The following is a 4,573-nucleotide window of genomic DNA, read 5'->3' as shown; positions in this document are numbered from 1 at the left end:
AACATTATATATCAACAAGTTACACTTATAATACATACTTTTTAATTTATAAAGTATGTATTATTATTTATAACAATTTGTAAATCAAAGGAATGTAAATCGAATTGGGATTTCCCCGATTCCGTCTTGCTATTCCTACTTTCATTCGGAATACTATTTTTTCATCTCAATTTCACAATTTAAACTATCGATTTAAACTATTAATAATTCATCAAAAATAACTTCCCCTACATTATACTTTTTTCCTTTTTTAAAATTCCATCAATCATATTAAAATTTTAAACATATTACATTATTGTATTTTATTCAAAAAAAGCTTATTTTATGTTAAAAACTGTTAAATGTTCCATTTTTAAATACTGATTGTCAATTACTTATTTAAAAAATGTTCCATTTTCGTAAAAAACAACATTTTCAACTATTTAAAAATCAAGCAAATACCGAACCTTGTACGGTATCCTCTTGCTTTTTTTCAAAAACATAAAAACGATAGTTTTTGATCACTTAATTTTGATCGATTTTTCTCTGTATATAATTTTCTCCAAAATTAGTAAATATCAAAATGTATGTAGATAATTACACACATAAAGAATTGATTAGCAATCATATATAAGAAAAAAAACTAAAATGTATGTACAAAAAACATACATTTCAAAATTTTAAAATAAATATACATTTGATAACCAATAAATTAACAACACGCTCCCGTGTTCCCTCTCGCTACTCACTATTCCGATCAAATTTCACGTAAAAAAGAGTTCCGATTTTTACTTTCCTTTTTTCTGAAAAGGCAATATTGTGATTTACTATGTCCGTACAAATCCATATCTTGCATCTAATTGAAATTTTAAGAGATTTTTTAAGAAAAATTAGCTTAAAAAAACACATTTTAGAAAAGAAAAAACGAAAAAAAAGAAAGCCATTTCAACAAGTGCAGCATCACTAAATTTTATATAAAAAGTGAAACGGCTTTATGCTAAAATTTAATGATGCGAAACTTACCTTTGTTTTCTTTTGATTTGTTTTACTTTGGTCATTCTTCGTTGTTATTTTATCTAATAATTAAAAACCCACTTGTTTTTAACTCAAATTAAGGAGTGAATAAGCTTGTATATAGTTATTTTTTAGCTTTAAACAGCTTTAAATACTTTTTGCTATAATTTCCTAATGATTAAAAATAAAATGTCTTAAAACGCAAAAAAAACGATCTCAAAAGAAGCCGTTTTAAAATCGTTTCGCTTTCAAATTTATGGTTAAACATTAAATTTGAGCAACAAAAATACATTAATGAATTAAAAATCAGTTAATTAAATTAGATAAATTTATCAAAAATAAAAAGTCCGCCCGCCCCCTGGTGCGCATAAAAAAGTCACGTCAATTTGTTTTTGTTTTTTTCACTCCAACGAAAACAGTGCATTTCACGCAAGCTCCCAAAAGTGATTTTTCGAAGAAAATCACACCCTTAAAAACTAAAAAATTACCATGTTTTTGTATTAATTAAACATAGCTTATCTAACATAACTTATCGGCTTTCGACAAAAAACGGATATTAAATTGAATATCATAGTTATTAAAAAGATTTAAAAATTATCAACTCCAACTTCTGTAATACTTAACTCCAACTTTTGTAATACTAAAAAACAATCAAACTCCAACTTTTGTAATACTAACTCCAACTTACAAAGTTATATGTTGGTTTTTAAATTTTTTAGTATTAATTTTGTTGGAGATAAACCATACTTGAATGATTATTAAAGAGAAGGAACTAATACAGTCGTATATTTTGACAACCGCAAAATACGATTATAAAGTTTTTGAGAAAAGAATTTTTTATAGAATTATTGAACAGTTTCAGTTCTTAATTGAAGGGAAGGAGTTGAATAAAAAATATTCTCTAATTAAAAAAGATGACGATAGTTATAAAATTAAAATTCCCTATAATTCTCTTCTAAAATCTACCGACGATAAAAATCATCAGCAATTTAAAAATGCTCTAAAATCTTTAGAAAGTAAATCATTTGAGTATGAAGATGACGACTTATGGGAATTAGTTCGATTAATTGAAAAACCTAAAGCATACAAAAGAAATGAATATGTAGAGTTTGAACTAAACCCAAGAGTTGTTGAAGTTCTAATAAATTTTGCGAAAGGTTTTAGGAAATTAAGATTAGATATTGCGCTTAGTTTTGAAACAACTTACGCTATGCGATTTTATGAGCTTATTTCGGAACAAAAAAAACCGATTAATTATTCTATTGACAACTTAAAAAAAATGTTCTTAATTGAGAATAAATATCAGGATACAAATAATTTTATAAAAAGGGTCGTTGATTCTGCAAAAAAGGAATTAGACGAAAAATCTCCTTACACATTTCACTATGAGAAAATCAAAACAGGTAAAAAAATAACTTCTATAAGATTTATTCCTATTTATCAACCTCAATTTGATAGTGAAAATATCCAAAGAAAGAACTTGAATAAACAAATGTCTAATCGTTGGTTTATTCCAAAAAATATTGAGGATTATTTAAAACATAATTTCGATTTTACAGATAAAGAATTGAACAATAATTTGAATTTATTTGAAAGTTTGTATAATAATTTATCTGAAGAAGTTTTATTAGATTTTCTTACCGATCTTCGAGAACCTTCAACATATGCAGACAATCGAAAAGGATTTATTATTGGAGCATTAAAGAAGAAGTTTGAACAAATATTTGAAAATAAATTTCTAAATACGCGGACAACCCACGGACAACCTGCGGACATGTAATTATTAAACAAAATGGAGGAAATAAAATTCACCACAACCGATATTTCAAAAAAACTAAAAGTCTCTGATAGAACAGTCAGAAGATACATAGATAAAGAAATATCTAAAATAGAAGGTAAATATCTACTATCAGAAGACGCATTTAATTTTATTATAAATAAATATTCAGCGGACAACCTACGGACAACCTACGGACAACCTGCGGACACTAATTCTGATGTAGAGAATGAAGAATTTGATATTATTGAAGCTTTTTCTCAAGAAGAATATTTAGAGTTTCAAAAAAGACTAACTGAATACCCTTTATTGAAAGAGAAGATTGAAGAATCAAAAAATAGATTAGATGATTCTAAAGAATATATTCAGACACTTCTAAATGAATTAGAGTATCATAAACAGACTTACCAAAAGCATTTAGAAATGCATCAAAAAATGATTGATGTTTTTCAACAACGCAATTTTATTGAAGCAAAAGAAAAAGGATTAGACCAATAATTCCTCCAGATATGAAAAGAAAATTAATTGATTTGGATTTAGAAACACAAAGACGTTTATCTATCCTTGCTTCTGCAAACGGAATGAGTTTGAAAAAATATATCGAATATATACTTTTTCAACACGGAAACGATCATTCCATTACAATTGAAAAAGAAATGAAAAAACAAAAAAATGCATCTAAAAATCAATTATCTATTTTAGATGAAATAAATAAACAAGTAACTCAATAAAAATAACTTGTACAGTTTTTGTATTTTTGTTTTCAGATTAGTTACGTTCATTATTAAAGAATTAAAATTATGACAACACAAGAAATCTATATAGTAGAGCCATCTACATCCGAAGAAGCTAAGGCATTAAAAGCATTTGCAAAAGCTTTAAAAATGAAAATTACAAAACAAAATAACTCAAGTAATATCAAAGATGAAATTTCTCAAGCCGTTAATGAATTGAATTTAATAAAGGACGCTAAATTAAAAGGAATTTCGACTAAAGAGTTACTAAATGAGTTATAGTATTATTGCTGTTCCAGAGTTTCTAAAACAAGCGAAAAGATTAGGAAAAAAGTATCGCTCCATTAAAGACGATCTTTCTTCTCTATTTGAGGAATTAGAACAAAATCCTACTCTTGGAACAAACTTAGGAAACAACTGCTACAAAGTACGCTTAGCTATAAAATCTAAAGGAAAGGGTAAAAGTGGTGGAGCAAGAGTCATTACTCATATCTTAATCGAAAACGAAACTGTTTATCTACTATCTATTTATGATAAAAGCGATCAAGATTCTATTTCAGATGAAGAAATAAAAGAATTATTGAAAAATATAAAATAAAGCCTTAGTATTTCAAATACTAAGGCTTTATTTTGTCCGATTTGGATATGTCGTTTCAACGGCAGAATGCGCCATTCAGAGCATTTTCAAACCTAAAATTATTTATTCAAAACGGCACTATCACAATATCAATGTTTTAACCTAAAATATTTAGGTGTATAATTTCAATTATGTTAAGTAATGAAATAGATTAAGAAAGTATCAATTGTAGAGTTTCGTGATCCATGATTGAGAATTTAAAAGTATTAAATAAAAACCTCGCTATTCTACAAATTTTATTTAGATAATATAGACTATCAAAGAATTTATTACTTTTAACAAAGTAATTACACGAAATACGGATATAGGGAATATTTCACGAAACTTTTCTATTATTTACTTCGTAAATTACTATGTTAGCAGAGATTTTAAGACACATACCAAGTAAATGAAGTATATAAGTTTAATTTAAATCAAAAAAAACAATGAACA

5 protein-coding genes are annotated in these 4,573 nt (G+C 26.2%); all 5 read left to right on the top strand.

Annotation, left to right across the window (positions count from 1 at the left end; translation table 11 throughout):
- Positions 1-1,744: 1,744 nt before the first annotated feature.
- The 5 genes from QHG34_RS15695 (at position 1,745) to QHG34_RS15675 (ending at position 4,102) form a co-directional block, all read left to right on the top strand.
- Positions 1,745-2,773, top strand: coding sequence for a replication initiation protein (locus QHG34_RS15695; protein ID WP_225540535.1), 1,029 nt, complete (start codon positions 1,745-1,747; stop codon positions 2,771-2,773).
- A gap of 12 nt (positions 2,774-2,785) precedes the next feature.
- Positions 2,786-3,268, top strand: coding sequence for a hypothetical protein (locus tag QHG34_RS15690; RefSeq protein ID WP_225540534.1), 483 nt, complete (start codon positions 2,786-2,788; stop codon positions 3,266-3,268).
- An 11-nt stretch (positions 3,269-3,279) separates the two neighbouring features.
- Complete coding sequence (locus tag QHG34_RS15685) at positions 3,280-3,501, top strand: hypothetical protein (RefSeq protein WP_225540533.1); 222 nt, start codon at positions 3,280-3,282, stop codon at positions 3,499-3,501.
- Positions 3,502-3,570: 69 nt separating this feature from the next.
- Positions 3,571-3,786: a hypothetical protein gene (locus QHG34_RS15680; RefSeq protein ID WP_282631164.1), complete on the top strand. Its 216-nt coding sequence runs from the start codon at positions 3,571-3,573 to the stop codon at positions 3,784-3,786.
- The gene (locus QHG34_RS15675; RefSeq protein ID WP_188320246.1) at positions 3,776-4,102 is read left to right on the top strand and encodes a type II toxin-antitoxin system RelE family toxin; all 327 of its coding nucleotides are present in this window, start codon (positions 3,776-3,778) and stop codon (positions 4,100-4,102) included. Before QHG34_RS15680 ends, QHG34_RS15675 begins: the two co-directional genes overlap by 11 nt.
- Positions 4,103-4,573: the final 471 nt, after the last annotated feature.

The organism is Empedobacter sedimenti (assembly GCF_030005555.1).
GTDB lineage: Bacteria > Bacteroidota > Bacteroidia > Flavobacteriales > Weeksellaceae > Empedobacter > Empedobacter sedimenti.
The sequence above is the reverse complement of the archived record's forward strand: the minus strand, read 5'-3'. Positions and strand labels throughout refer to the sequence as shown.